The organism is Rhizobium laguerreae, assembly GCF_019778565.1.
Taxonomy (GTDB): domain Bacteria; phylum Pseudomonadota; class Alphaproteobacteria; order Rhizobiales; family Rhizobiaceae; genus Rhizobium; species Rhizobium laguerreae.
In genome coordinates this window covers 436,125-459,034 of the sequence record NZ_JAAXQT010000002.1, presented here as the reverse complement: position 1 = coordinate 459,034, position 22,910 = coordinate 436,125, and the positions used below count along the sequence as shown (strand labels likewise).

The window sequence follows — 22,910 nt, the reverse complement described above, 5'->3', positions numbered from 1 at the left end:
GAGGGGGAATGACGGCGGGAAGATGGCAGCGGAAACCGGCCGCGAACCTCCCTGCCGCCGATAGACCGGCTTAGCACTTTCCCGAAAGTGGCGCAAATGCTAAGCACTTATGCCAAAAGGGGAAAAAGTCACAGAAACCTTATGACCAATCTGGGTGATCTCGAAATCTTTGCCAAGGTCGTTTCAACCGGAAGCATGTCGCTCGCCGGGCGGGCGCTCGGCTTTTCGCCGGCCGTCGTCTCCAAACGGATCAAGCGGCTGGAGGACCGGCTCGGCACCCGGCTTCTGCAGCGCACGACGCGGCAGATCTCGCTGACGGAAGCCGGACAGGGCTTCTACGACCGGGTTCTCGGCATTCTCGCCGGGCTCGAAGAGGCGGAATTCTATATTTCCGGCCGCTCGGCGCAGATGCACGGCACGCTGAAGATCTCGGCCCCGACCTCCTTCGGGCGCATGCATATCGCGCCGCATCTGAAAGATTTCATGGAGGCGCATCCGGAGCTTGCGATCAACCTGGTGCTGACCGACGAATTCAGCGACATCGTCGGCGGCGGCTTCGATCTGGCGATCCGCATCGCCGAACTCACCGATTCGAGCCTCGTTGCCCGAAGGCTGGCGCCGGTGCGCCGGCTGCTCTGCGCGTCGCCGGATTACCTTGCAGCGCATGGCGAACCGAAGCACATCGACGAGCTGAAACACCACCGCTGCCTGCCGGCCCATAATAACGACACCTGGCGGCTGAAGGGGCCGGACGGGGCGCTGAGTCTCAGGCCGGAAGGCTTGTTGATTACCAATTCCAGCGAGGTGATCCGCGAGGCTGTCATCGCCGGTCTCGGGATCGCGCTGCGCTCCACCTGGGATATCGGCGAAGAGCTCAAGCGTGGCCGCCTGGTGCAGGTGCTGCCGGCCTATGAGAGCTCGCACAATGTCGCGCTGTCGGCGGTCTATCCCAGCCGGCAGTTCCTGCCGGCCAAGGTGCGGCTATTCATCGACTATCTGGCGGAACTTTATGGGCCTGTCCCCTATTGGGAGCGCTGATGGCAGCGCCGGTTCAGCGCGCCAATCTCTCGATGACGAGATCCAGCAGGGCGCGCAGCCGCGCCAGGCGCTTCATGTCGCGGTGATAGCCGACCCAGGTGTCGCGGCCGGGCGGCGGTTCACCGAGATCGACCAGTTCGATGGCCGCAAAGGAATCGCCGAGCGGCCGCGGCAGGACGGCGAGCCCGGCTCCGCTGGCACAGAGCGCCGCCTGCACATCGCGGCTGTTGCTGCGCATGACGATGTCGGCCCGCGGCAACAGGCGCCGCAGCCAGCCGACGTCAGGCATATCGCCGAAAGCTTCGTCCATGGTGACAAGGCGGGTGCCCGCGCCGTCGCCGGCTTCGGGGTGCGGCGCGCCGCGGCTGATGTAAACGCCGTATTCGATATGAATGAGCTTGCGCGATATGACCTCCGCCTCCGTGAAAGGCTGGATACGGAAGACGAGGTCGGCTTCACGTCGCGACAGGCTGAGAAGCCGGCTGTCGGTCAACAATTCGACCACCACCTTCGGATGGACTTGCGAGAATTCTGCCAGCACCGGCGAAAGCACATGCGCGCCGAACCAGTCGGATGAGGACAGCCTGAGAAAACCATCGAGCTGACGGCTGTCGCCGGCAAGGACGCGCTCGACGGCGAGCGCCTCCTCCTCGATCCGTTCGGCGCCGGCGAATACGGCCGCGCCTTCATCGGTTAGGACGAAGCCATCGGTCGTGCGCTGAAAAAGCGTCTGGCCGAGAGAGGTTTCAAGGGCACGCAGCCGCCTCCCCATCGTCGGCTGCGTCAGTCCGAGGCTGCGGGCTGCTGCCCCCAGCGTACCGAACCGCGCGATCGCCAGAAACAGCTTGAGGTCGCTCCATTCCATTGTTCGCATCCGCCAAACAAAAATGCATGGACTTCAGTCGTTATCTTTCATTTTCATTCGCGTTTCAATGAACCATCTTTACTCACGCCAATTGCGGTGTCGCTGCAGACGCCGCAGAGCGAACAAAGGAGCGTTCGATGTCTGTACAATCAACGATGAAAGCGTTGCTGGCGGAAGCGCCGAATTCGCCGTTGCGCATCGCCGATATTGCAAAACCGGTGCCCGGCGAAGGCCAGGTTCTGGTGCGCATCAAGGCAAGCGGCGTCAATCCGCTCGACCTTAAGATCCGGGCCGGCAATGCGGCGCATGCCCGCCATCCGCTTCCCGCCATTGTCGGTATCGATATGGCCGGTGTTGTCGAAGAGATCGGAACTGGCGTCAGCGGTTTCCGCCGCGGCGACGCGGTCTACGGCATGACCGGCGGGGTTGGCGGCATTCAGGGATCGCTTGCCGAATTTGCAGCCATCGACGCCGCACTGCTGGCGCCAAAGCCGCACAATCTGTCGATGCGCGAGGCAGCCGCCCTGCCGCTGATCTCGATCACCGCCTGGGAGGGGCTTGTCGACCGCGCCGGGGTCAAGGCCGGCCAGAGGGTTCTGGTGCTTGGCGGCGGCGGTGTCGGCCATATCGTCGCGCAGATCGCCAAGGCTGCCGGAGCCGAGGTCTACGTGGTCGACGGCGCGTCGAAAGCGGACTATCTCGCCGGCCTCGGCGCAACACCGATCGATCGTGACGTGGAAACGGTTGAAGGTTATGTCGCAAGACACACCGGCGGCAGGGGGTTCGATCTGGTCTACGACACGGTCGGCGGCCAGGGGCTCGATACGGCGTTCCGAGCCGTCAGCCAGTTCGGCCATGTCGTGAGCTGCCTTGGCTGGGGAAGCCACGCGCTGGCGCCGCTCTCCTTCAAGGCCGCCACCTATTCCGGCGTCTTCACGCTGCTGCCGCTTCTGACCGGCGATGGACGCGCCCATCACGGTGAGATCATGCGGGAGATGACAAAGCTCGCCGAAGCCGGCAAGGTGATGCCGAAGCTCGACCCGCGCCGCTTCACCCTTGCCGATACAGACGAAGCGCATCGGCTGATCGAAGACCGGCAGGCGGACGGGAAGCTCGTCATCGAGATCGACTGATTTAATCCGTCCGCGGAATTGGAGCAATTCCAGGAAAAGTGCGAGGCGGTTTTCCGTCCGGAATTGCGCAAAAACAAAAGGTTAGAGCGGTTCTGCGCTTCCTTGAAAAGCTGAACCGCTCTAGCGCGCCAGATCGAGGTAGGCGCTCGCCACCATCGCGTCGATATCGAAGGGCACAGGCACGATGCAGGATTGGGCGTCGGCCTCGCCCCTGGCGATGCGTTCCAGGCAGCGGGCCTGAAGGGTGAAGCCGAGATCCATCGACTCGACAGTATTGCCGAGCGGCCGCGGGCCGGCGAGATTGGCCATGTGGCCGCTGCCCAGCACATGGAAGGAGCGGCCGTTGCTCAGATGGAAGGTCTCGACGTGATCGGCCTCATAGCGGTCGATGCCGATGACATCGGGATGGCGGCGGAAAGCCTCGACATCGATCTCATGCGGGAAATGGCCGCCATTCATCAGGATCGCGCCATCCTTGACGAGCGGCAGATCGGCTGCCGTCACGATGCCGGCAAAACCTGTGACGGTGAGGATTATATCGGCCGAGCGGATCGCTGCGTCGCGCAGCGGCGTGACGAAACCGTCGAGGTGAGCTTCAAGCGTCGTCACCGGATCGATGTCGACGACGCTGACGGTGGCAAAGGCGTTGCGGAAACAGGCAGCCGTGCCCTTGCCGCAAGCGCCGTAGCCAAAGACCGTCACGCGCTTGCCGTTGGTGGAGCGGTTGGTGAAGCGGAGGTAGCTTTCGAACAGACTCTGGCCGACGGCATGCCTGTTTTCGGCGAACTGCTTGATCGGGCTGTCGTTGATGACGAGGATCGGCATGTTCAGGCGCTCGCGCAGCTGCAGCAGCCGGGTGCGGCCGGAGGTGGTTTCCTCGGTGCCGCCGCGGAGATTGGCGTAGGGTTTTTCCGCCGCAATGGCGAAAAGATCGCCGCCATTATCGAGCAGCAGATCCGGCTTTTCGGCGATCACTGCTTCGAGGCTCTGATGATGAGCGGCGGGATCGGTCGTCTGGGTGGCAAAGACCGTGATGCCTTGGGAACGCAGGAACTCGACTGTCGAAGGCTGGGTGCTGTTGAGATTGCCCGTGCAGACGAGACGCGCGCCGCCGGCGCGAAGCGTCATCAGCAGCGCCACCGTCTTCGGCTCCAGATGGATGCCGGTGCCGATCGACAGGCCCTCGAACGGATGCGTCCGCTCGAATTCGGCCGCCGTCGCCTTAAGCAGCCGGCAGCTGTTGCCGATCCAGTCGATGCGGGTTGCGCTCTTTTCCATCATCTCTTTCCTATTGGCGTGTTCGTGCTGTTTTTAGCGGAGCAACAGGCCTGCGAATATGGAAGTAATTCTGGCGAAGGGGCAGAAAATCTGCCCTTTCAGGCCGGTGTCCCGCAACGAAGCAGCCAGCTGGCCAAGGCGGCAAAGGCCGGCCGTTTCGCATCCGGCGTGCGGCAGCAGAGGCTGTAGCCCGATGGCCGGCAGATGAAGCCATAGGGCGCGACCAGATGCCCGCGCTGGAGATCGTCCTCGATCGACGCGCGTGGCGCAAGCGCGATGCCGAGCCCGGAGCGGGCAGCAGCCAGCGCCAGCAGCAGATCCTCGAATTCCTGGGCGCGGGAAAAAACGACCGGCGGCGTGCCGCTTTCGGCAAACCATTCGTCCCAGAGCTTCGGAACGTTGCGGCTGACAAGCATTGTCAGCGCGCCCATCGCCGCCGGGTCGCTCGATAGTGTCGCGGCAAGCGAAGGCGTCGCGACCGGGCCGAACTCGTCCTCCATGAACCGTAGGGCGGTAATGCCTGCGGCCGGCCGGTATTCGCCGCCCATGATCACGGCGTCCAATTCGGGGTGCATCTGCAGCGGTTCGACCACGGTCATCGGCACGATGTCGACGGTATCGCCGAGGCACGCCTGCATGTCTGCTACGCGCGGCATCAGCCACCAGACTGCGAAGGCGGAGGGCACGCCAAGGCGGATGCGGCCCGGCACCACGCCTTCAAGCTCCGAAGCAGCGCGCTGCAGAATGTCGAAAGCCGCACTCGCGGCGGCTGCAAAAGCGCTGGCCTGCAAGGTCGGGACCAGCCTGCGGCCGTCACGCAGGAAGAGCTTGCGGCCGAAGTGATTCTCCAGCGTGTCGATCTGCTGGCGCACGGCGCCGCGCACCACATTCAGCTCTTCGGCAGCCTTCAGAATACTGCCGTGACGGCAGACGGCTTCGAAGGCGCGGACAGCATTGAGCGGTGGAAGACGCATGAGGACGACATTCACAAAATCATGGTGGATCACTAGATCTCGCCATTGAACGAAAGGCAAGTTCACGCCATATTGTACAGCTGTGCAATGTGACGCATTCGAGACCGGATGTGGCGAATTTCTTGAACCTGTCCGGCCTCGATTTCCCTATGAACGGCGATCAAATCGCGTTTCGAATTGTCCTGTGGCCTTTTGGATTGCGTAAGCTTTCCGTGATATACGTATATGAGTGATTCCTAACGACGACTGCGAAGGTGACCCGACTATTGACTCTTCTCGCCCGACTGGCCTCCGATGTGCAACTGATGTTCCGGCGTCCGCCGCGACAGCAATATGGTGCGCTCTGCTATCGGGTAAAGAAGAAGAGCGGTGAGGTCGAGGTGCTGCTGATGACGAGCCGCGACACAGGCCGCTGGGTCATTCCCAAGGGCTGGCCGATGACGCGCAAATGCGCCCATGAGGTCGCGATGCAGGAAGCCTTCGAGGAAGCCGGCGTCCGCGGCATAGTCGAAACGGAGACGCTCGGCGCCTACACCTATTCGAAGGTGTTGCGCGACGGGGTACAGGTGATCTGCAAGGTGCAGGTCTATGCGCTCGAAGTCACCGACATGGCGAAAAACTTCAAGGAGAAGGGCGAGCGCCGCATCGAATGGGTCTCGTTCGACGAGGCGGCGGCGCGCGTGCGCGAACCGGAGCTCCGCCACCTTTTCCTCGCCTTCAAACAAATGATGGCCGACAGGCTTTCGGCCAAGGCGGCAAAACAAATTCCGGCAGTGAAACAAATTCCGGCAGAATGAATCCTGCCATCTTGCGCTGCTAGGAAAGCAGCGTAGAAGCAGATTCATCCTCAGGAAAAAGAATGCCGCCACGTCCCGCAGTCCTCACGAAACGAACGCTCGACAAGGACCTCGACAAGATCACCCATGCCGAGGACGCTGCGAAGCATGTTTTGCGGCGGCTGGTGCCGCCTGGTCTCGGGCTGATCTTCGTTGGTCTGGCCATGCTCTTTGCCGGCGTCTACGTGTTCGACCAGCCGGGAGCGATGCTCGTCATCGCGGCGGCGGCCCTTGCCGGCTACATGGCGATGAACATCGGCGCCAATGACGTGACGAACAATGTGGGTGCTGCCGTCGGCGCGCGCGCCATGACGATGGGCCAGGCACTGGTCATCGCCGCGATTTTCGAAGTTCTTGGCGCCACGGTGGGGGGCGGCGAGGTCGTCAAGACGATTTCTGCAAACATCGTCGATGCCGTCCAGGTGCCGCCGGCAATGCTCGGCTGGATCATGATGGCGGCACTGACGGCAGCGGCCCTCTGGATCAACCTCGCAACCTGGATGAACGCACCGGTCTCCACCACCCACGCGATCGTCGGGGCGGTGATCGGCGCCGGCATCTCAGCCGTCGGGCCGGAGCCGGTGAACTGGCGGGTGATGCTGGAGATCACCGCGAGCTGGATCACCTCGCCGCTGATCGGCGGGCTGATCGCCGCCGGGTTGCTTTATCTCGTCAAGACCCTGATCGTCTATCGCGACGACAAGATCGCAGCCGCGCGGCACTGGGTGCCGGTGCTGGTGGCGGTGATGGCCGGCGTTTTCATGTCCTATATGGTGCTGCAGCTGTCGCCTATCGGTCGATTTCAGCCTTCCACCATCATACTCATCGGGATCGGCATCGGGCTGGTAAGCTGGCTTATCGCCCGGCCGCTCGTTCTCGCCCAAGCGCGGGATCTTGAAAACCGCAACAGCTCGCTGCGGACGCTGTTCCGGCTGCCGCTCATCGGCTCTGCGGCGCTGCTGTCCTTCGCGCATGGCGCCAACGACGTTTCCAACGCGGTCGGGCCGCTTTCGGCAATCGTCCATTCGGTCGGTATCGGCGGCAGCGGCGGCGTCGGGCATCCGCCGCTCTGGGTCATGCTGATCGGCGCCTTCGGCATCTCCGTCGGCCTGCTGCTCTTCGGGCCGCGTCTCATTCGCCTGGTCGGCGAGGAGATCACCAAGCTCAATCCGATGCGGGCCTATTGCGTCGCGCTGTCGACAGCCTTTACCGTCATCGTCGCCTCCTGGCTCGGCTTGCCGGTCAGCACCACGCATATCGCCGTCGGCGCCGTCTTCGGCGTCGGCTTCTTCCGCGAATGGTACACGCGCCATTCGAAGGCCCGCATCGCCTACATAAGGCGCAAGGCCGAAAGCTTTGATATCGACGAGCCGGAAGAGCCGAACATCTACGAGACGCGCCGGCGCTATCTTGTGCGCCGCTCGCATTTCATGACGATCATCGCCGCTTGGATCGTCACCGTGCCGGTTTCGGCAGCGCTTGCGGCAATGATTTATTGGGTTATGTTCGCGTTCTTCGTGTGAAACCCCGAGTTTTCGAATGCGCGCCAATTTCCGTATGCAACGGCTTTTCGTCGACGCGCCGCTTACGAGCGCCACGGTCGTGGAGGCGAATGCTGACCAGTTCAACTATCTCGCCAATGTGCTGCGGATGGAGGAAGGTGGAGAGATCCTGCTCTTCAACGGCCGCGATGGCGAGTGGAAGGCGACGCTTACCTTCCCCACGCGCAAACGCATATTTTTGACGGCAACCGAAGAGACGCGGCCACAGCCGCTGCCTTGCGACCTGCACTATCTCTTTGCGCCACTCAAGGTCGGCCGCATGGACTACCTCGTGCAGAAGGCAGTCGAAATGGGAGCCGGCCTGCTGCAGCCGGTCATGACCCAACACGTCCAGGGCAAGATCACCAATCTCGACAAGCTGCGCGCCAATGTCGTCGAAGCGGCAGAGCAATGCGGCATCCTCGGCATTCCCAATGTGGCCGAGCCGGTCAGGCTTCTCGAGCTGCTCGACCGCTGGCCGAGCGAGCGCCGCATCATCTATTGCGACGAGGGCGATGCCGGGCAAAACCCGCTGCCGGTGCTGTCGGCGATCAGGGAAAGACATCTCGCTTTGCTCGTCGGGCCGGAAGGCGGCTTTTCGGAAGAAGAACGGGCGCGGTTGCGAAGCCTTGATTTCGTTACCGCCATTCCGCTCGGACCGCGCATCCTGCGAGCCGATACGGCAGCTGTTGCGGCCCTGGCGGTGGTGCAGGCGGCGATCGGCGACTGGAAGTGACCTCGAAAACGGGTTGACATGGAAATCGGCGCTATTTTTTTGATGCGTCGTTGAAAGAATTTCACTTGCAACATAGGTGGCTTGGGTCCAAATCACCCTTCCAATTGCCCGGCCCCCTGGGCGCATTTCCGAATACAGGTATCCCGCATGGCCCGCGACACTACCGACCAGACACCGCTCTCTTCGGTCCAGGATCTGACCGATTATATCGCCGCGGGCAACAAGCCGCGGGAGCGCTTCCGGATCGGCACCGAACACGAGAAATTCGCCTTCTTTCGCGCCGACAACAGCCCGGTTCCCTATTTTGGCGATGCCAGCATTTCGGCCCTCCTGACCGGCCTGCAGAAGAAAAGCGGCTGGGAGCCGATCACCGACGGCGGCAACATCATCGGCCTTGCCGAGCAGAACGGCATGGGCGCGATCTCGATCGAGCCAGGCGGCCAGTTCGAACTCTCCGGCGCACCGCTCGAGACGATCCATGAGACCTGTCGGGAATCAAACCAGCATCTGGCGACGCTGCGCGAAATCGCCGAGCCGATGGGCATCCGCTTCCTTGGCATCGGCGGCAGTCCGAAATGGACCTATGCGGAAACCCCGCAGATGCCGAAGTCACGCTACGAGATCATGACCCGCTATATGCCGAAGGTCGGTACCCAGGGTCTCGACATGATGTACCGCACCTGCACGATCCAGGTGAATCTCGACTTCTCCTCGGAAGCCGACATGCGCAAGAAGATGCGTGTCTCGATGAAGCTGCAATCGCTGGCGACCGCTCTGTTTGCATCCTCACCCTTCACCGAGGGTAAGCCGAACGGGCTGCTCTCCTGGCGCGGCGATATCTGGCGCGATGTCGACAACCGGCGTGCCGGCCTGCTCGATTTCACCTTCCGCGACGATTTCGGCTTCCGCGACTATGCCGAATGGGCGCTCGATGCGCCGATGTATTTCATCGTCCGCGACGGCCGCTATCACGACTGTACCCATGTCACCTTCCGCCAGTTCATGAACGGCGCATTGAAGGGCGAGGTCGCCGATCCGGCGCCGACGATGGGCGACTGGACGAACCATCTTTCGACACTCTTCCCCGACGTGCGGCTGAAGCGTTTCCTCGAAATGCGCGGCGCCGACGGCGGCCCGTGGCGGCGCATCTGTGCCTTGCCGGCCTTCTGGGTCGGCCTGCTCTACGACGATGCCGCACTCGAGGCCGCCGACGAACTGACCAAGGATTGGAGCTTTGCCGAGATCGGTGCGCTGCGCAACGCCGTTCCCGCCGAAGGGTTGAAGTCGCAATTCCGCGGACATCCGCTCTTCGACATGGCGCGCGAGGTGATCGGCATATCAAGGGCCGGCCTCAAGGCGCGGGGCAGGCTCAACCGGGAAGGCCAGGACGAGAGCATCTTCCTGGCGCCGCTCGAAGAAGTGCTCGCCAAAAAGGCGACGCTCGCCGAGGATCTGCTGTCGCTCTATCACGGCCGCTGGCTGGGCTCGGTCGAACCGGTGTTCGAGGACTATCAGTACTGAACTGAGCCCTGAATTCCCTGAATCGAAATCGATTCAAGGAATATGCAGTAGCAAGCTGTGGTCACGGCGCCATCGCGCGCTTCCTGGCTTCGCGCGATCTGGCCGTGCGGCGGGCGGGCCTCAGTTCCTCGATCGTCGGCAGCCACCACTCGGCGTCTTGAACTGGCGGCGTCTTCGCAGGCCAGGTGCGGACGAGTTCTTCCAACGTAGGGACCCGCCAATATCCCCAGACATGATCCTCGGTCACGCCGGCATAGAAGTCCGTAACGACGTTCGGGTCGACCAGTTCACCTGAGATTTCGGTAAAGACGACGATTCCATAAGCGGTGACCACAGGACGGCCTATCGGCGGCAAGTCGTCGCTCTGAAGCGGGTAGCGATGACGCTTTCGTTCCGCAGAGCGGAGCTTGCTGCGCACATCCTGTTCGGTCCCCTTCCGCTCCTCGGCTCGACGTCGTCTTTCTTCCGGTTCGTTTCTGCGCGCCGCCGTCTCGATCTCCGGCCACCGGCGTTTGAGTTCCTCATAGGACCGGAAGGGAACGTGCCATAGCTTGAGATCGCCGTCCCACCGAGAGAATGGCACCTCGCGCAACTCGTCGACGACGGTCTTCGAATACGGCGTGCGGATTCGAAAGCCCGTCTTGCCAAGTTCAAGATATGGACTGTCGATGGGATCGAAGGCGAAGGCGTCGCGGCCCTTCGCATCCGCATGGGCGTCGGCTTCGGCCTCCATCTCGGCAAGCCATCGTCCGATGCGGCGGGACGCCGTCCGCCCGGGAACGAACCAGGCCTTGCGGGTATCACTCCAGCGGGCACGGGGGAAGCGTCTTCGGAATTGCTCGACCGTCATCCTGTCGTAGGGAAAGGAAATGTCGGCGCCCGGCTTCGCACCGTCTTCATTCGGTGGCGGCTCGTCGTGACCAGTGGAGGATTTGGTTTCGGCCATGGAAGAAGAACGCCGGCGCGCAGGGATCGGTTTCCGGTGAGGATAGCATATAGGCCGACGGAGAGTGACGGCCGGCCGTCGTTATCGCCGCTTTCGCCTCATCAGGCTAAGTTCTTATGGCAAAAAGCCGTTTGCGCATTGCCATTTCCGGTTATAGTGGCGTTACAACGCGCACGACCGGGGGAAAGGGACTTCCATGCTGCCACTCTTCGACATGATGATGCAGGCGCAGAACGGGGCGGCGATGGAGGCGATCGCCCGGCAGTTCAACCTTGCGCAGGAACAGGCGACGAAAGCGATGGCGGCGCTGATGCCGGCCTTTTCCGCCGGGCTGAAACGCAGCACCAGCAATCCCTATGATTTCGTCGGGCTGATGCAGGCGGTTTCCTCCGGCAATTACGCGCGATATTTCGAGGATATGAACCGGGCGTTCACGCCGGAGGGTATTTCCGACGGCAACAACATCCTTGCCCAACTCTTCGGCTCGAAGGAGGTTTCGCGCGCGGTCGCTGCCCAGGCGGCGCAGATGACCGGGATCGGCCAGGACATTTACAAGCGGATGCTGCCGGTGCTGGCCGATACGCTGATGGGCGGGCTCTTCAAACAGACGACCGGCCAGATGGCCTCGCCGGTCAACCCCTTCGTCAACACGCCGATGGGCGAGACCATCCAGAAATGGCTTGAGAGTACCGGCTTCGCGCCGAAGCCGGCCCCGGAGCCTAGCGTCTTCGACAATCCCTTTACGCAGGCGATGCAGCAGATGTTTTCCGTGCCGAAGCCTGCCCCAACGCAGACGCCGAACCCCTTCCTCGACAATCCTTTCGCCAAGGCCTTCCAGGAGATGATGGGCGGACTCGGCCAGCAGCCGGCGGCCACGATCAAGGCCAAGACGCCGGAGGGGCCGAAGGAAGAGGCGAAGGTCAATGCCGACAGCTATACCGAGATGCTGAACGCCATGTTCGACAGCGGGCTGGAAGTGCAGAAGAACTACCAGCGGAACCTGGAAGCGATCTTCGAAACCTATCGGCCGAAGCCTTCCTCGGAAAAGAGCGAATAGCGCACTAAAGCGCGTCGCGATCTTTCAGATTCGCTTGCCACGCTTTAGGTCCTTGGTTTCTCGCATGTCGTTATCGCAAAACCGCGACACACTTTTGCGCGACATGCTTTAGATTTTTGCGCATGTCGTTATCGCAAAACCGCGACACACTTTTGCGCGACATGCTTTCGCGCATAAAAAAACCCGGAGATGGCTTGGGAAAGCCGATCACCGGGTCAAGCGGCAGGGCTATTGGCTATCGCCCTGCGGGGAAACTTAACGCTCCTGCTCCTCGTAGGAGCGCAAGAACGACGACAGGCGCCAGCGATTGCGCGCCGAGCGCGTCAGATGTTCCGACGGGTCCTCGAAGAAGGTCGACGCCAGGAACGCGGAGGTCAGGTCGGCCCTGCTAAGGCCGATATCCCTCAGCTGAGCGTCGCTCAGATCGTGCAGCGTGTTGATCTCCATGCGATTGCGGAACCCGCGAAAGAGGGAGGTCAACGGTGCGAGGCCTGCTGCCAGACGTTGGGAAAACGTCGGGGTGAGCTTTCCGCAGTCGAGTTCTATTGTTCTGTCTGTCATCCGCATGGGACTCTCCTTTCTTTCGATTTCTTTCAGGCGCGCAACAACCCACCCCTCCCGCGAGGTCGCACGGGAAGGAGCAAGGCTGAATTGGCTCGGACAGGCAGGGTGTCTGTCCTTCACTTTGCTTGATTTGCATCCCGAAGATGCCAAAGACCTATTGATCAGTCCAACGAATGTTTCTAATGATTATCATCAGCTATCTTTATGGGTGAAAACATGTCCGCGCCTCTTGATCTCGACCAATTGCAGACTTTCATCGCCATCGTCGATTCCGGCAGCTTCACCAAGGCCGCCGACAGGGTCTACAAGACCCAATCGGCCGTCTCCATGCAGATGCGCCGTCTTGAGGAGCGCATCGGCAAACAGCTGTTCATCAAAGACGGACGCGGCAATCGGCTGACGGTCGAGGGCGAAAAACTGCTCAACTATGCCCGGCGCATCATTCGCCTCAACAATGAGGCGATTGCTGCTTTCGACGACAACAGGCTGGAGGGGATGCTGCGCATCGGTACGCCGGACGATTATGCCGACCGCTACATGCCCGAAATCATCGGCCGCTTCGCCAAGACGCATCCAAATGTCGAGCTCTATATCGTCTGCGAGCCCTCGGTGGATCTGGCCGAGCGCATGCACAAGGGCGAACTCGACATCGCGCTCGTCACCCACAATCCGCGCGAGCGCATGTCAGATGTGGTGAGAACCGAGCCGCTCTGCTGGGTGGGCTCGGCCAACCATCCGATCCGTGACGACGCCCCGGTGCCGCTTGCCGTCGGCCGGCGCGATTGCCAGTGGCGCCAGCTCGCCTGCTCGGCGCTCGATGCTGTGGGACGCGAGCACCAGATCCTGTTCACCAGCTGGTCCTGCACTGTCGTTGCCGCTGCCGTGCTTGCCGGCATGGCGGTTTCGGTGATGCCGGAATCGGCGCTGCGGACAGGCATGAAGGTGCTGAGCCAGGCAGACGGTTTCCCGGCGCTGCCGCCGGTGCAGATCGGAATCATGAAGCGGCCGGGCGTTTCACTCTCGCTGATGAATGCGATCACGGCACATATCACCGCCTGCCTCGACAATATCACGCCTACTGTCGCCGACGACAGCCTGGAGGCAGACGTCAAATCCGCCCAGGCGCGCCTTTATCCGCGGCTGAAGGCGGCCAATATGGTACCAAGCTGGTAAGAGTTCAGGCGGCGCGGGGCACGATCGTGGCAAAAAGGGAGGCGCGGATGACGCGCTTCCACTCATCGAGCATGCGCCGCGCCAGCGCCTCTTCACTGACGGCGGCAAGTCGAATGACGGCGCCGATCAGGTGGCTGAACAGGTAAGTGCGCGCATACATGTCTTCGTCGCAAAGGTCGGGAGCCAACTGACGCACGGCGTCATGGAAGATGCCGGCGACGTGACCGCTATGCTCGATATTCAGCTGCAGCAGATCCTGATCGGTCTCCGTTCCCATCCAGACGCCGAGATAGACGGGATCGTTGTGGTAGGAATCGTAATACCAGTCGATGGTGGCGCAGACGCGGTCGAGCGCCTGGTCGAGTGAGCGTACGTCGCTAAACATCGCCGCGGTCTTCGCCTGGATCGCCGAGGCATGCTGATCGAAGAGCGCTTTGACGATTGCCGCCTTCTCCGGGAAATACTGGTAGACCGAACCGATCGGTACCTTGGCGGCGATGGCGAGTTCCGTCATCCGCATGGCGCTGACGCCCTTTTCGGCGATGATCTTGGCGGCGGCGGCGAGAATGAGGTCCAGCCTCTGGATGCTGCGCTCCTGCTTCGGCTTCCTGCGCAAGCCGATCCGATCCATGCTTTCCGCGCCCATGTCGTTCCCATTCTTTTTGTTCGCGGCGGAAGGCATATGCCAGCCAGCGCGTCGAGCCGATATGACATGCAGGTCTTCATCCGCGGTAAATGGAAACGTTCGTATTTTAACGACTGGAAAAAGCGGGTTTTATCGCGATTTCAGGCTGCGATTCTATCGCCACACAACCAGATCCAAGCGGTCTGGTCCGTATGACGGTTGATAGGCCTGCCGCCTCACCCCATCGCCATCCATATGGCGAGCCAAACCCACATTGCGGCGAGCACCAGGTAACCCGCAGCGAAGATCGGACTGCGATAGCGCAGGTCGTTGCTCGTGACGTGGATGACGGCATGAGCGTAGCGCAGGGCAACGAAGCCCCAGGCAAGCCCGACGGTGACGATATTGTCGGCGTCCGTGATATAAAGAAGAACGCAGCAGGCGTAGAAGAGCACAGGCAGTTCGAACTGGTTGGCGAGGCAGTTCTTGACGACCTGGCTTTCGGCCGGCTCGCCACGGTTTTCGCGGTAATCCGATTTCGCGATGCTGCCGGCGCGGACCATCCTGGCGCGACGCATGCCCAGAAGCGCATAAAGACCATAGACCAGGGCCACATGGGCAAGCAGTGGCCAGAAGATTTGATAGCCGGTCATATGTTGGTCGTTTCCTTTCGGCTTCCGCTTTCGACGCGAGCATTAGCCGAAATGGGAGCTGGATACCAGCATAGGGCAACGCCCCATCGGCACCTGCGTCGCTAAGGCACGTCGGCGCAGGTGTCCCGGCTTTTCGACATGGAGCTGGATGGAAACGGCGCCTCAGTCCTGGCGCGAAGAGAGCCAGCGCATGACGGCGAGCCGGGCGGCGACGATGAAGCAGATGGCGAGGCTTGCGAATTTCAATCGCGTCATCCAGGGCAGCAGGTACGTTGCAAGACCTGCATACGCGCCGTTGCCTAAGGCGATGAGGCTCGAGATATTCTCGCCATAATCGGCGATGCCGTAGATGAACGGCAGCAGGTAGACCGCCTTGCCAATGACCGGATGGACCGATTGGCCGAACCACGAACTGACAGGACCGAGCTTGAGGAAGGCGAGGAACAGCAGCGCCGTCAGCAATGCCGGAAAGATCAGCTCCGGCCCGAAATACATGGCGCGCAGCAGCCTAGTCGCCGTCTCGTTCTCATCAAGCAGCTGCTGCATGTGGAAGACCGCAGACTCGTCGTAACCGGCGAAATAAGTATCGAGCACCGCTTGGCCGGTTTCGTGCTTGAAGGGAACGACGAAGCCGAAGGTCGTCCAGGCGAGCACGGCAAGGCAAAGGGCTGCGAGCAGCGCGACGATCCAGAGAGGAATCCCGCTGCCCGCCTTCATGATCAGAGGCCGGCGCCCGGATAGTTCGGGCTCTCGCGGGTGATCGTCACGTCATGGGCGTGGCTTTCGCGAAGACCGGCACCGGAGATGCGCACGAAAGTCGCCCGCTCCTGGAAATCCTTGAGGTCCTTGCCGCCGACATAACCCATGGCCGCCTTGAGGCCGCCGGCGAGCTGGTGGATGACGCCCGAGACCGGCCCCTTGTACGGCACCTGACCTTCGATGCCCTCAGGCACGAGCTTCAGCGTGTCGCGCACTTCGGCCTGGAAGTAACGGTCGGCCGAGCCGCGGGCCATGGCGCCGACGGAGCCCATGCCGCGATAGGCCTTGAACGAGCGTCCCTGGTAGAGATAGACCTCGCCCGGGCTCTCATCGGTACCAGCAAGCAACGAGCCGATCATGACGGCGGAAGCGCCTGCGGCGATCGCCTTGGCAAGATCGCCGGAGAACTTGATGCCGCCATCGGCGATAACAGGCACGTCCTGGTCATTCGCGGCCTGAACCGCCGACATGATGGCTGCGAGCTGGGGAACGCCGACACCGGCAACGATGCGCGTCGTGCAGATCGAACCCGGACCGATGCCGACCTTGACGGCGTCCGCGCCGGCATCGATCAGCGCCCTGGTGCCGTCATAGGTGGCGACATTGCCGGCCATGATGCGCACCGAGTTGGAAAGCTTCTTGACGCGGGCAACCGCATCGAGGACGCGCTGCGAATGGCCGTGGGCGGTATCGACGACCAGAAGGTCGACGCCGGCCTCTATCAATCGCTCGGCGCGCTCGAAGCCGTCGTGACCGACGCTGATGGCGGCGGCAGCGCGAAGCCTGCCCTGCGCATCCTTGGAAGCGTTCGGGTTCAGCTGCGACTTCTCGATGTCCTTGACGGTGATGAGGCCGACACAGCGGCCTTCGGTATCGACCACCAGCAGCTTCTCGATGCGATGCGAATGCAGCAGGCGCTTGGCCTCCTGCTGATCGACGTTTTCCTTGACGGTGACCAGATTGTCCTTGGTCATCAGCTCATGGATCTTCTGTTCCTGATCGGAAGCGAAGCGGACGTCGCGGTTGGTCAGGATGCCGACGAGGCGGCCGGACTTCTCCACGACAGGGATGCCGGAGATGCTGTAGGATTTCATGAGCCCGAATGCATCGGCGAGCGTCGCATCGGGGCCGATCGTCACCGGATTGACGACCATGCCGCTTTCAAACTTCTTTACTTGCCGGACCTGCTCGGCCTGTTCGATCGGCGTCAGGTTTCGATGAATGACGCCGAGGCCGCCGGCCTGGGCCATGGCGATCGCCAGGCGGCTCTCGGTGACGGTATCCATGGCGGATGAGATGATCGGGATGTTGAGTTCGAAATCCCGGGCGATGCGGGTGGAGATATTCGTCTGGCCGGGCATGACCTCGGAATGTCCCGGCTGCAGCAACACGTCGTCGAAGGTAAGCGCGTCGGCGCCGGTTGCCGTTTCAATGATGCGTGCCATGGCCAAATTCCTTCATTTAATAAAAATGCGACCCTGTCCGGAAACGAATCGTCCGCCCCGGCGGTCTGCATGGGTTGCTTGGAAGTTGGCGAGGGCTGGTAACACGTCTATGACAGGAAGGAAATAGCAAAAAGCCCGGCATGCCCGCCCGGCTCGGCATGGGTGCCATGCGCCAGGAGCATTTCGGGAAAAACGCTAAGCGTTTTTCTGTCCAGAATTTTGTAAAAACAATACGTTATAGCGGTTCAGCGCTTCCGTGAAAGGCTGAACCGCTTCGGATCAGATGTCGAACTGATAGGTCTTCGGTACGAAGCGATAACCGCCATCCTGCCTCTCGACGAAGCCGACTGCCGGGAATGGCATGTGATAACCAAGGAAGGCGATCTTTTCGGTGGCGATCATCTCGAAAAGCTTGCGGCGGGTGGCGGCTGCCTGCGTCTTGTCCATGTCGAAGCGCACCTCCCAATCCGGCCGCAGCAGCGACAGGATATAATGGTTGGCGGTATCGCCTGTGAGCACAAGGCGCTTGCCCTCGGATTCGACGTGGAACACCATATGGCCCGGTGAGTGGCCGGCCGCCAGCATCGCCGTTATGCCGGGTGCGACGCTATCACCGTCCTTAATAAATGTGGCCTTCTCGGCGAGCGGCACGACATTGGCGAGCACCGCCTTGTGGCCGCCCTCGGCAGGTGTGCCCTCACGTGCCTTGTCCGACCAGAAATCATATTCCGCCTGGCCGACGATATAGCGGGCATTCTTGAAGGCAGCCGCGCCGTCTTCCATCAGGCCGCCGATATGATCGCCATGCAGGTGGGTGAGCGCCACGATGGTGACATCCTCGGCCGAATACCCCGCCGCCTTCAGGCCTTCGGCAAGCTGGCCGGCGCCGCGTACTCGGCCGGCCGCACCGAAGCCGGTATCGATGAGGATGACATCCGAACCGGTATCGATGAGAGCTGGCGTATAGCCGTTCAGGAACTTGTCAGCCGGCAGGAAATTTGCGGAGAGCAACGCCTTGACCGTTTCGGGATCCTGATTGGTGCCGAAGGTTTCATAGGGCTTTTCGGAGATGTTGATGCCGTCGCGGACGACGGTGAACTGATAGGAACCGAGCTTGAATTGATCGATTTCGGGCAAAGGCGTTCTATCCATATTTCTGGCTTCTCCAGTCGCAGCCGCTTCGGCCTTATCTCTAAAAATTGCCGGAGCCGCAGCCAAGCCAAGGCCTGCGGCAAAAAGCGTGCGCCGCTTCATTCGCGTCGAAATTGTCATATATCCATTCTCCCATGACATGCGGTGCCCGCCGGTCGGATTTCTTGCACCCAGCCGGGTAAACATATGTCAATTTTGATAGACGACGTTGGCGGGCAAGCCGTCTCACGCAGACGTGAAGCAAACGTGTCATCGACCGGAATTGGCACCCGGATTGGGGGATTGGCAGAACCCGAAACTGGGACTAAACAGCACGGGCCTTCCCACCTCCCATCGCGCCCCTCAAGGCTCCCGCCTATGAATCGCATCGTCCCGCTGATCCTTGCCGTCGCTCTTTTCATGGAACAGATGGACTCGACCGTCATTGCGACGGCGCTGCCGGCGATCGCGGCAGATCTCAATGTCGGGCCGATCACGCTGAAGCTGGCGCTGACTTCCTACATGGTGGCGCTGGCGGTGTTCATCCCGGTCAGCGGCTGGATGGCCGACAGGTTCGGCGCCAAGAAGATCTTCCGCCTTGCCATCTCGGTCTTCGTCATCGGCTCGATCTTCTGCGCAATTTCGTCCAACCTCGTCGAATTCGTGTTTGCCCGCTTCCTGCAGGGCATAGGCGGCGCGATGATGACGCCGGTCGGCCGCCTCGTGCTGGTGCGCACGACGCAGCGCAGCGACCTGGTCTCGGCCATGGCGCTGCTCACCATCCCCGCACTTGTCGGCCCGCTCACCGGCCCGCCGCTCGGAGGCTTCATCACCACCTATTTCAGCTGGCACTGGATTTTTCTGATCAACGTGCCGGTCGGCATCATCGGCATCTGGCTTGCGACGATTTTTCTGCCGGAGGTGGAAGCGACGGCGCCGCCGCGGCTCGATGTCACCGGTTTCGTGCTGACCTCGCTTTCGGCTGCAGGCGTCGTCTTCGGCCTGTCGGTGGTTAGTCTGCCGGCCCTGCCCCCGATCATCGGCGTCACCGCCACCTTGATCGGCCTCATCTGCGGTTTCCTCTACGTGCGCCATGCCAAGCGGCATCCGGCGCCGATCCTCAACCTCAATCTGTTCAAGAACCCGACCTTCCGGGCCTCCACCTTGGGCGGCATGCTCTTTCGCATTTGCGTCGGCGCCATGCCCTTCCTGACGCCGCTGATGCTCCAACTCGGCTTCGGGCTGACGCCGTTCCAATCCGGCCTCATCACCTTTGCCGGCGCCATCGGGGCAATCACCACCAAGTTCATGGCGAAACGCGTCTTCGCAGCCGCCGGCTTCCGCACGACGCTTCTCGGCGCGGCCATGGTAACGACCCTTGTGACTGTCGTCACCGGCCTGTTCACGCCGTCAACGCCGCATCTCGTCATCATCGGCGTACTGCTGCTCGGCGGCTTCTCCCGCTCCTTCATGTTCACCGGCGTCAATGCTCTTGCCTTCGCCGATATCGAAGATGCGGAAGCCAGCCAGGCGACATCGATGAGCTCGGTGATGCAGCAGGTCAGCCTGGCGCTCGGCGTCGCGGTCGCCGCCGCGATCCTGGAGAGCTCGATCTACTTCCGCGGCGAAGCGCTGCAAGTGGCCGATTTCCACCTCGCCTTTTACATCATTGCCGGACTGACAGTGATTGCGACCATTCCCTTCATCCGGATGGACCGCAATGCCGGCGCAATCGTTTCCGGCCACCGCTCGAAGGCAAGAAAGGCGGCAACGGTTGAAGCCGAACAGCAGGCGGTGAAATAGGGAGCCGCTAGTTCAGGCTTTCGCAGACGGCAGAGAGCTTGTTGCCGTCGAGATCACGGATATAGGCGGCATAGAAATGGGCGTGGTAGGAGCGCAGGCCGGGCTCGCCCTCATCCACGGCGCCTGCCGCGATCGCCGCGGCATGGAAGGCATCGACATCGGCCCGCGTTTCGGCCGCCAGCGCGACCATGGCGCCATTGCCTGAGGTCGCCCGGCGGCGATTGAACGGCGTCACCACCCAAAAGCGGCAGCGCGTATCGCCCTCGGCGGAATAGCCAATTTCCTCCTCGGAAGAGCGCTGGCGGCGATAGCCGAGGGGAGACAGCACGGCATCGTAAAAATGCCCTGCGCGATAAAGGTCGTTGGTTCCGAGCGTGACGTAAAGAAGCATTGGATCAGCAGCCCACTATCCTCAAGCCGGCTATCATCCGACATGATCGGCCCAAAGATCAAGCTTGCTGTTCAGGCTTCGGCCTTGCGCCCTTTGAAGCCCTTGGCCAGCCGCCCATGTGCAAGACCGTCAGGTCGAAACAACGGGCGCAAAGCGTATGCTGCCTCGATCCGTGCAGATCAGGGCGACCATATAGGCGAAGATCGGATCCAGAGCCTTCTGGTTAAACATGATGCCAAAGCTGCCGGTTATGACGTAGCTGCTAAAGAGCAGAAGAGCGAGCGCAATCGCCAGATCGCGGCCCGGCCCGGCTTCTTTTCTCCACGCGCCGATCACCGGGGTGAGCAGCATCAGCGAAAGCGCCGCGATGCCGAAAACACCGGCATCGATTCCCGCGGTCAGAAAACCGTTGTGGACATGTGAGAAGGACAGCTGCGGCCGTATGTTATCGGGCAACTCTGCCAAAACCGAAGTCATCCGGTTTTGCGGGCCGTAACCAGTCAACGGGTCCTTACTGATTGCCGATAGTGCACCTTTGTACAAAGCGAACCGGGCACTCAGCGACGTGATCTCACCGTCGGTGCGTTCGAGCGATGTCAGATTTTCCTGAAGCTCCTGAATGCGATGAAAAACCGGGCCGCTACCTAAGGCAACAAGGCCCACAAACAGCAAGGAGCCGGTAATGGCGAGGCTGCGCAAGCTCAGATGGAAGCCGCGTTTGCGAAAAAACCAGAGAAAGATGACGACATGGACGGGAATGACCAGCCAGGCCGAGCGCGTCCCCGACAGCAGAACGCAGCCGAGACCGGCGGCATATCCCAAAATCCCAATTCTTTGCTCCACGCTTTTGGGAGATTGAAGGTTGAGGAGCGCAATGCCGCCGAAGAGAATGCCTATGATCCCGAGCAGGGCAGCGTTCGTAGTCCCGCCCTCCGCCCGGTCCATAAGAAACGCGATCTGCAGGAGACTGAGCAGAAAAGTAACGATCATGCCGATCCCTGCGCCGAGGATGAAGAGCGGCACGAGACGGCCATCGGGAGATTGGCGCATCCGCGGCAATACCAGCCAGATCGAAAAGAACGGCAGGAGCCGGAGTATCCACTGCAATTCTTCGGAGTAAGGTGGATTGATGAAGATGCTCGCGATCATCACCAACGGGTAGATCGACATACCGATGGCAACCAGCCGGTCGGATTTCGACAGGTTCAAGGCAAGGCGACCTGTCGCCAGGGAGTAGGCGCCCCACAGCATCGACGCGAGGAGGATGAAGGAGTTAAAGTTCGGCGAAAGCCCTGGAACGATTGCAAAGAGAAAGACCGCAATGCCGTTGTTTCGGTCGTGTGCACTTGCAGCCCCATTCCCAGGATAAAGCACTTCTATCATGAGTTGTTTGAAATATTTCATTTTACCGGCCTGATCGTATCGGTGCTGCCTCGCTACGGATCGTGATGTCGGCTGTCAAGCCGGGATAAGGGCGAAATCCATGGCCTTATTCAATGCGGCATTCAGGCAACAGCATTCCGAGTCGCCATAGCCCTTTCTAAACAATGGTCAACGATGCGACGCAAGGAGTTGATCGGCAGAAAAACACGGCTGAGGTGCAGGCTGATTTGATCTCTAGGGCAGGCCTATGTCCCACAAGACTTGGATCGACTTGAGATCATCCGGATCTAACTAGGTTCGCCATCATCGGACAAGAGTGGCCCGAAGATCAAGCTTGCTATTCAGCTTCGGCCTTGCGCCCTTTGAAGCCCTTGGCCAGCAGGAACATTTCGACCGATTCGGCGCGCGACGAGTTGGGCTTAACATGGACGACCTGACGGAAGTTCTGCTTCAGCATGGCGAGCAGATCACGCTCGGTACCGCCCTGAAAAGTCTTGGTGAGGAAGTGCCCGCCTTCCCCCAGCACTTCGACGGCGAAATGTGCTGCGACTTCGCAGAGATGCATGGTGCGCAGATGGTCGGTGCGGTGGTGGCCGGTGGTGGGCGCCGCCATGTCCGAGATGACGAGATCAGGTGTGCCGCCGACGGCCTCCAACAGCTTTTCCGGCGCACTGGGATCGAGGAAATCGAGCTGCAGGATCTTGACCCCCGGCAGCTGGGTCATTTCAAGGAAATCGATCGCAGCCACCCGAATATCATCATCTGTCGAGCCGGTGACCTTGGCGGCGATCTGCGACCAGCTGCCGGGGGCAGCGCCGAGATCGATGATGCGCCTGGCGCCACGCAGGATATGATGTTTCTCGTCGATCTCCAGCAGCTTGAAGGCGGCCCGGGCGCGATAGCCTTCAAGCTGGGCGCGCTGCACATAGGGATCGTTGATGTGGCGCTCCAGCCATTGGCGGGAGGAGGCCTTCATCTTCTTGTTCTTGACGCGCTGGCCGAGCTTGCGGCCGGTTCGGTTTCCCGCGATCGGTGCCTTGGTCATGCCTATTCCTTAT

Annotated in this window: 22 protein-coding genes; 9 read left to right on the top strand and 13 right to left on the bottom strand. The window is 61.3% G+C overall.

What is annotated here, in order from left to right; genetic code table 11:
• Positions 1 to 141 precede the first annotated feature (141 nt).
• Complete coding sequence (locus HFO71_RS09090; protein WP_077976642.1) at positions 142 to 1,038, top strand: LysR family transcriptional regulator; 897 nt, start codon at positions 142 to 144, stop codon at positions 1,036 to 1,038.
• A 13-nt stretch (positions 1,039 to 1,051) separates the two neighbouring features.
• Here HFO71_RS09090 and HFO71_RS09085 read toward each other — a convergent pair whose 3' ends face one another.
• Positions 1,052 to 1,903, bottom strand: a complete 852-nt coding sequence (locus tag HFO71_RS09085; protein ID WP_206990127.1) for a LysR family transcriptional regulator — start codon at positions 1,901 to 1,903, stop codon at positions 1,052 to 1,054.
• A 137-nt stretch (positions 1,904 to 2,040) separates the two neighbouring features.
• On the opposite strand from HFO71_RS09085, the gene HFO71_RS09080 reads away from it, so the two are divergent.
• Positions 2,041 to 3,036: a zinc-dependent alcohol dehydrogenase family protein gene (locus HFO71_RS09080; RefSeq protein ID WP_221987909.1), complete on the top strand. Its 996-nt coding sequence runs from the start codon at positions 2,041 to 2,043 to the stop codon at positions 3,034 to 3,036.
• 120 nt (positions 3,037 to 3,156) lie between these two features.
• Here the strand turns inward: HFO71_RS09080 and HFO71_RS09075 are convergent, their stop codons facing one another.
• Both HFO71_RS09075 and HFO71_RS09070 read right to left on the bottom strand, forming a co-directional pair.
• Positions 3,157 to 4,314: an adenosylhomocysteinase gene (locus HFO71_RS09075; protein WP_221987908.1), complete on the bottom strand. Its 1,158-nt coding sequence runs from the start codon at positions 4,312 to 4,314 to the stop codon at positions 3,157 to 3,159.
• A gap of 98 nt (positions 4,315 to 4,412) precedes the next feature.
• On the bottom strand, positions 4,413 to 5,321 hold the full coding sequence (locus HFO71_RS09070) for a LysR substrate-binding domain-containing protein (protein ID WP_221987907.1): 909 nt from the start codon (positions 5,319 to 5,321) through the stop codon (positions 4,413 to 4,415).
• Between the two features lie 233 nt (positions 5,322 to 5,554).
• On the opposite strand from HFO71_RS09070, the gene HFO71_RS09065 reads away from it, so the two are divergent.
• The 4 genes from HFO71_RS09065 to HFO71_RS09050 all read left to right on the top strand — a co-directional run bounded on the left by HFO71_RS09065 (position 5,555) and on the right by HFO71_RS09050 (position 9,922).
• A complete protein-coding gene (locus HFO71_RS09065) occupies positions 5,555 to 6,085 on the top strand; it encodes an NUDIX hydrolase (protein WP_077976647.1) in 531 nt (176 codons plus the stop codon).
• A 62-nt stretch (positions 6,086 to 6,147) separates the two neighbouring features.
• Positions 6,148 to 7,647, top strand: coding sequence for an inorganic phosphate transporter (locus tag HFO71_RS09060; RefSeq protein ID WP_206990131.1), 1,500 nt, complete (start codon positions 6,148 to 6,150; stop codon positions 7,645 to 7,647).
• A 16-nt stretch (positions 7,648 to 7,663) separates the two neighbouring features.
• Positions 7,664 to 8,401: a 16S rRNA (uracil(1498)-N(3))-methyltransferase gene (locus tag HFO71_RS09055; RefSeq protein WP_221987905.1), complete on the top strand. Its 738-nt coding sequence runs from the start codon at positions 7,664 to 7,666 to the stop codon at positions 8,399 to 8,401.
• A 147-nt stretch (positions 8,402 to 8,548) separates the two neighbouring features.
• A complete protein-coding gene (locus HFO71_RS09050; RefSeq protein ID WP_221987902.1) occupies positions 8,549 to 9,922 on the top strand; it encodes a glutamate--cysteine ligase in 1,374 nt (457 codons plus the stop codon).
• A gap of 61 nt (positions 9,923 to 9,983) precedes the next feature.
• On the opposite strand, the gene HFO71_RS09045 is transcribed toward HFO71_RS09050, so the two are convergent.
• Positions 9,984 to 10,868, bottom strand: coding sequence for a hypothetical protein (locus HFO71_RS09045; RefSeq protein ID WP_168256710.1), 885 nt, complete (start codon positions 10,866 to 10,868; stop codon positions 9,984 to 9,986).
• A 196-nt stretch (positions 10,869 to 11,064) separates the two neighbouring features.
• Here HFO71_RS09045 and HFO71_RS09040 point away from each other — a divergent pair, with 196 nt between their 5' ends.
• Positions 11,065 to 11,925: a DUF937 domain-containing protein gene (locus HFO71_RS09040; RefSeq protein ID WP_131642057.1), complete on the top strand. Its 861-nt coding sequence runs from the start codon at positions 11,065 to 11,067 to the stop codon at positions 11,923 to 11,925.
• 255 nt (positions 11,926 to 12,180) lie between these two features.
• On the opposite strand, the gene HFO71_RS09035 is transcribed toward HFO71_RS09040, so the two are convergent.
• Entirely contained in the window at positions 12,181 to 12,492 is a 312-nt protein-coding gene (locus HFO71_RS09035) for a YjiS-like domain-containing protein (protein ID WP_017959118.1), read from the bottom strand.
• 213 nt (positions 12,493 to 12,705) lie between these two features.
• Here HFO71_RS09035 and HFO71_RS09030 point away from each other — a divergent pair, with 213 nt between their 5' ends.
• The gene (locus HFO71_RS09030) at positions 12,706 to 13,662 is read left to right on the top strand and encodes a LysR substrate-binding domain-containing protein (RefSeq protein ID WP_032999350.1); all 957 of its coding nucleotides are present in this window, start codon (positions 12,706 to 12,708) and stop codon (positions 13,660 to 13,662) included.
• Positions 13,663 to 13,666: 4 nt separating this feature from the next.
• Here HFO71_RS09030 and HFO71_RS09025 read toward each other — a convergent pair whose 3' ends face one another.
• The 5 genes from HFO71_RS09025 to HFO71_RS09005 all read right to left on the bottom strand — a co-directional run bounded on the left by HFO71_RS09025 (position 13,667) and on the right by HFO71_RS09005 (position 18,416).
• Positions 13,667 to 14,308: a TetR family transcriptional regulator gene (locus tag HFO71_RS09025; protein WP_077976653.1), complete on the bottom strand. Its 642-nt coding sequence runs from the start codon at positions 14,306 to 14,308 to the stop codon at positions 13,667 to 13,669.
• 215 nt (positions 14,309 to 14,523) lie between these two features.
• Complete coding sequence (locus tag HFO71_RS09020; protein ID WP_131642059.1) at positions 14,524 to 14,940, bottom strand: MAPEG family protein; 417 nt, start codon at positions 14,938 to 14,940, stop codon at positions 14,524 to 14,526.
• Between the two features lie 162 nt (positions 14,941 to 15,102).
• A complete protein-coding gene (locus HFO71_RS09015) occupies positions 15,103 to 15,657 on the bottom strand; it encodes a hypothetical protein (RefSeq protein ID WP_221987901.1) in 555 nt (184 codons plus the stop codon).
• A 2-nt stretch (positions 15,658 to 15,659) separates the two neighbouring features.
• Positions 15,660 to 17,144, bottom strand: coding sequence for an IMP dehydrogenase (gene guaB / locus HFO71_RS09010; protein WP_221987899.1), 1,485 nt, complete (start codon positions 17,142 to 17,144; stop codon positions 15,660 to 15,662).
• 279 nt (positions 17,145 to 17,423) lie between these two features.
• Positions 17,424 to 18,416, bottom strand: a complete 993-nt coding sequence (locus tag HFO71_RS09005; RefSeq protein ID WP_221987898.1) for an MBL fold metallo-hydrolase — start codon at positions 18,414 to 18,416, stop codon at positions 17,424 to 17,426.
• 237 nt (positions 18,417 to 18,653) lie between these two features.
• On the opposite strand from HFO71_RS09005, the gene HFO71_RS09000 reads away from it, so the two are divergent.
• Positions 18,654 to 20,078 carry a DHA2 family efflux MFS transporter permease subunit gene (locus tag HFO71_RS09000; RefSeq protein WP_221987896.1) on the top strand — a complete coding sequence of 475 codons (1,425 nt, stop codon included), beginning with the start codon at positions 18,654 to 18,656 and terminating at the stop codon, positions 20,076 to 20,078.
• A 7-nt stretch (positions 20,079 to 20,085) separates the two neighbouring features.
• Here the strand turns inward: HFO71_RS09000 and HFO71_RS08995 are convergent, their stop codons facing one another.
• The 3 genes from HFO71_RS08995 to HFO71_RS08985 all read right to left on the bottom strand — a co-directional run bounded on the left by HFO71_RS08995 (position 20,086) and on the right by HFO71_RS08985 (position 22,897).
• On the bottom strand, positions 20,086 to 20,469 hold the full coding sequence (locus tag HFO71_RS08995; protein WP_221987895.1) for a VOC family protein: 384 nt from the start codon (positions 20,467 to 20,469) through the stop codon (positions 20,086 to 20,088).
• 129 nt (positions 20,470 to 20,598) lie between these two features.
• Positions 20,599 to 21,873, bottom strand: coding sequence for an O-antigen ligase family protein (locus HFO71_RS08990; RefSeq protein WP_221987893.1), 1,275 nt, complete (start codon positions 21,871 to 21,873; stop codon positions 20,599 to 20,601).
• 316 nt (positions 21,874 to 22,189) lie between these two features.
• Positions 22,190 to 22,897 (bottom strand): RlmE family RNA methyltransferase, encoded by a 708-nt coding sequence (locus HFO71_RS08985; RefSeq protein ID WP_221987891.1) that lies wholly within the window; start codon positions 22,895 to 22,897, stop codon positions 22,190 to 22,192.
• Between the last annotated feature and the right edge of the window lie 13 nt (positions 22,898 to 22,910).

Coding starts and splice junctions, on each gene's coding strand:
- HFO71_RS09000 (WP_221987896.1), top strand. CDS start 18,654: ATGAATCGCATCGTCCCGCTGATCCTTGCCGTCGCTCTTTTCATGGAA.
- HFO71_RS09015 (WP_221987901.1), bottom strand. CDS start 15,657: ATGAAGGCGGGCAGCGGGATTCCTCTCTGGATCGTCGCGCTGCTCGCA.
- HFO71_RS09075 (WP_221987908.1), bottom strand. CDS start 4,314: ATGGAAAAGAGCGCAACCCGCATCGACTGGATCGGCAACAGCTGCCGG.
- HFO71_RS09080 (WP_221987909.1), top strand. CDS start 2,041: ATGTCTGTACAATCAACGATGAAAGCGTTGCTGGCGGAAGCGCCGAAT.
- HFO71_RS09035 (WP_017959118.1), bottom strand. CDS start 12,492: ATGCGGATGACAGACAGAACAATAGAACTCGACTGCGGAAAGCTCACC.
- HFO71_RS09055 (WP_221987905.1), top strand. CDS start 7,664: ATGCGCGCCAATTTCCGTATGCAACGGCTTTTCGTCGACGCGCCGCTT.
- HFO71_RS09045 (WP_168256710.1), bottom strand. CDS start 10,868: ATGGCCGAAACCAAATCCTCCACTGGTCACGACGAGCCGCCACCGAAT.
- HFO71_RS09040 (WP_131642057.1), top strand. CDS start 11,065: ATGCTGCCACTCTTCGACATGATGATGCAGGCGCAGAACGGGGCGGCG.
- HFO71_RS08985 (WP_221987891.1), bottom strand. CDS start 22,897: ATGACCAAGGCACCGATCGCGGGAAACCGAACCGGCCGCAAGCTCGGC.
- HFO71_RS09050 (WP_221987902.1), top strand. CDS start 8,549: ATGGCCCGCGACACTACCGACCAGACACCGCTCTCTTCGGTCCAGGAT.
- HFO71_RS09020 (WP_131642059.1), bottom strand. CDS start 14,940: ATGACCGGCTATCAAATCTTCTGGCCACTGCTTGCCCATGTGGCCCTG.
- HFO71_RS08990 (WP_221987893.1), bottom strand. CDS start 21,873: ATGAAATATTTCAAACAACTCATGATAGAAGTGCTTTATCCTGGGAAT.
- HFO71_RS09085 (WP_206990127.1), bottom strand. CDS start 1,903: ATGGAATGGAGCGACCTCAAGCTGTTTCTGGCGATCGCGCGGTTCGGT.
- HFO71_RS08995 (WP_221987895.1), bottom strand. CDS start 20,469: ATGCTTCTTTACGTCACGCTCGGAACCAACGACCTTTATCGCGCAGGG.
- guaB (WP_221987899.1), bottom strand. CDS start 17,144: ATGGCACGCATCATTGAAACGGCAACCGGCGCCGACGCGCTTACCTTC.
- HFO71_RS09090 (WP_077976642.1), top strand. CDS start 142: ATGACCAATCTGGGTGATCTCGAAATCTTTGCCAAGGTCGTTTCAACC.
- HFO71_RS09060 (WP_206990131.1), top strand. CDS start 6,148: ATGCCGCCACGTCCCGCAGTCCTCACGAAACGAACGCTCGACAAGGAC.
- HFO71_RS09005 (WP_221987898.1), bottom strand. CDS start 18,416: ATGACAATTTCGACGCGAATGAAGCGGCGCACGCTTTTTGCCGCAGGC.
- HFO71_RS09025 (WP_077976653.1), bottom strand. CDS start 14,308: ATGGGCGCGGAAAGCATGGATCGGATCGGCTTGCGCAGGAAGCCGAAG.
- HFO71_RS09030 (WP_032999350.1), top strand. CDS start 12,706: ATGTCCGCGCCTCTTGATCTCGACCAATTGCAGACTTTCATCGCCATC.